Here is a 2,760-nt window from a genome sequence, read left to right on the forward strand (position 1 = left end):
ATTTATTTAGATATTCATCTAATTATTCTTCAATCATAATCGCATTGATACCTTTTCCGGCTAAAACTCGAGAAGCATTATACGGACCAAGTCCCTTACGGAATGTGATGTAGACTTTTTTATCCTTTGGAATCTCATCAATTCGGTCACGCAGTTCTGATAATGGGATGTTCAGGGTGGGGGTGATGGAACCGGCCACCGGTTTGCCAGCCTCTCGGATATCTAAAAATACCGCATGAGCTAAGTCATCTGGAGAAATCGCTTCTGCTTTAATCGTGGCAGTTGTATTTGTAAGCTGGTTAATGGCGACATATCCCGCAATGTTCAAGACATCTCGAGTCGATGAGTAAGGCGGCGAATAAGGAATTTCCAGGGAAGGCAAATCAAACGCCGTTAAATTACCGGTAATTGCGACGGACAATTCGGCAATCCGCTTATCAATCCCGTTTCGACCAACAGCTTGACCGCCCAGAATTTTACCGGTTTTATCTTCGTAAATTAATTTGAAGTTCACTCGATCAGCATTTGGATAGAAATAAGCTCGGTCAAAAGGTGTGATGAAGACGGTCTTGTAATTTGTAATCCCAAGTTGCTGTAAAGTTTGCTCTGTAAAGCCAACGAAACTGGCAGTTAAATCAAAGAACTTTGATACGCCAGCACTAATAAAGCCTTTGTATTCTAAGGGACTTCCATTTAAGATATCGGCCAATAAATGACCCTGCCGATTTGCAGCACTCGACAGCAAGCTTGGAATGGGCTTGCCGGTAATTAAACTCGTCGTCTCGATCACATCGCCAATCGCGTAGATATCGGGTAGATTTGTCTGCAGATGATGATCAACGATCACGTGGCCATCATCAGACAGGTTAATGCCAGCAGCCCCTGCGATTTCACTATTTGGTTGAACACCTGTGCCTAAAAACAGCATGTCTGTTTCATGAATTGTTCCATCGGCTAAAACGAGGGTATGACCGTTATCGCGGATCTCGTCGACCGTTTCATTAAGGATGACATGGACGCCTTGTTTGTGCAATTCTTCTGCAACGATATCCGTAATTTCCGGATCAAATGGCGAAGCAACGTGTCCGGACTGCTCGACGATTGTCACGTCAATATTGTTATCGACGAGTGCTTCTGAAACTTCGATTCCAATTGAACCGGCCCCCAGGACCGTTGCGTGTTGCGGGTGCTTTTCGTCAATAAACGCTTTGATCTTATCTGCATCGGTCACGGCTCGTAAAACAAACGCGTTATCTGCGTCATGAATACCCTTAATTTCAGGGAATGTTGGACTGGCTCCTGTTGCAATGATCAACTTGTCATAAGTCTCACGATAAGTTTCACCCGTTTGAAGGTTTTTGACGTCAACATTTTTGTCGGCGGAATTAATCTTGGTCACTTCATTAAATAATCGAACATCAATATTATTTTTCTGCTTTAAAATTTCTGGGGTTCGTTCGATTACTGCGGACCGATCCTTGATCAGACCACCCAAGTAATAAGGCAGGGCACAACTGGCAACAGAAATTGCCGCGCCACGTTCAAGGATAATAATTTCAGCATTTTCGTTAATTCGACGAAGTCTGGTGGCAAATGAAGGCCCACCGGCAATTCCACCAATAACTAGTACTTTCATAGTTGATTCTCCTCTCGGATTACAGCGCTTACATATACTAGTTTAATCATACCTTGTTGGGGAATAAGGTCAACAAATTGCCCCCTAAATATAGCCATGAAAAAAGACCACCAAAGAACACAGTTGTTCTTCGATGATCTATATAGGTGATAGTTAATTTAATCCTTTGGAAATGGAATATATGGCTTATTGTCTGTGTTCGTTCGAATGACCATGACGTCACACTTGGCATTTCTGTCAACGAATGATGACACTGATCCTTCTAAAACACGTTGTAGCCGACTCATACCGGTTGCGCCGATGATGATTAAGTCAGATTTGTGGTCTCTTGGGAATTCCATTGAAATAACGGTCTTTGGATTACCGAAACGAATGTGAATTTGAATGTCGTCAAGACCCGATTCTTTTTTAATCCGGTCAACGAGTTTGTTTAAATAGTCCGTGGTATCTTCAACAAGATTGTTGATGACATCACCGTCTACCATTCCACCGTAGTTATAACCGTATTGTTGTGTGCTCAGAACATGAAGTACGTCCAAATGAGCATCGTTATTTTTTGCGAATTGTGCGCCCTTTGCCAATGCGTCCTCTGACTGACTAGACCCATCGACCGGTACTAAAATGGTTTTATAATTGGATTCCATGAAGAAACCTCCCACAAATTAATTTAAGTTCATTATATCACTAATTTTTCTTTGTCATAACGTGTGAAAACCAAATATTATGGCTTGCTTGGAATGGTGAATTCGGCAGTTGCCAGGATGTGTCCGCGCATTGCGTCTTGCAGTTCGTTCAACCAGAAGCCGTCTTTTAACGGTAATTCGGCGTCCAATGCAAACATTGATAAATGATAGTCGTGAACTTTATCCGGTGGGTTGGGTCCGTTATAATGCCAAGCAGTTTTGACGTCTTTGTTACCAATTATGCCGCCTGCCGTGCTGTTTCTGCCCTGAACCATTGGCACCTTCAACGTTTGACTGTTGTCTTCCGGAATTTCGGTGACGGTTGGTGCGATATTGGCAGCAATCCAATGGATCCATGGAAAGCCACTGACTGGTACGGCATCCCAATCCAAAAAGGTGAGTGCCAAAGATTTGGCTTCTTCCGGGACACCGTTAATTTTA

Annotated in this window: 3 protein-coding genes; all 3 read right to left on the minus strand. The window is 43.0% G+C overall.

The annotated features are described in order from the left end of the window. Positions 1 to 22 precede the first annotated feature (22 nt). On the minus strand, positions 23 to 1,636 hold the full coding sequence (locus AB3112_RS10450; protein WP_084974503.1) for an FAD-dependent oxidoreductase: 1,614 nt from the start codon (positions 1,634 to 1,636) through the stop codon (positions 23 to 25). A 158-nt stretch (positions 1,637 to 1,794) separates the two neighbouring features. Then, positions 1,795 to 2,280 carry a universal stress protein gene (locus tag AB3112_RS10455; protein ID WP_057910874.1) on the minus strand — a complete coding sequence of 162 codons (486 nt, stop codon included), beginning with the start codon at positions 2,278 to 2,280 and terminating at the stop codon, positions 1,795 to 1,797. Positions 2,281 to 2,357: 77 nt separating this feature from the next. Continuing rightward, the coding region (locus AB3112_RS10460; RefSeq protein WP_367334455.1) for a YbhB/YbcL family Raf kinase inhibitor-like protein at positions 2,358 to 2,760 on the minus strand (403 nt) is incomplete at its 5' end.

It is taken from the genome of Lentilactobacillus sp., assembly GCF_040773105.1.
Taxonomy (GTDB): Bacteria; Bacillota; Bacilli; order Lactobacillales; family Lactobacillaceae; genus Lentilactobacillus; species Lentilactobacillus parabuchneri.

Bases quoted from the DNA above. Each gene is read 5' to 3' on its own strand.
- AB3112_RS10450 (WP_084974503.1), bottom strand. From the start codon at position 1,636: ATGAAAGTACTAGTTATTGGTGGAATTGCCGGTGGGCCTTCATTTGCC.
- AB3112_RS10455 (WP_057910874.1), bottom strand. From the start codon at position 2,280: ATGGAATCCAATTATAAAACCATTTTAGTACCGGTCGATGGGTCTAGT.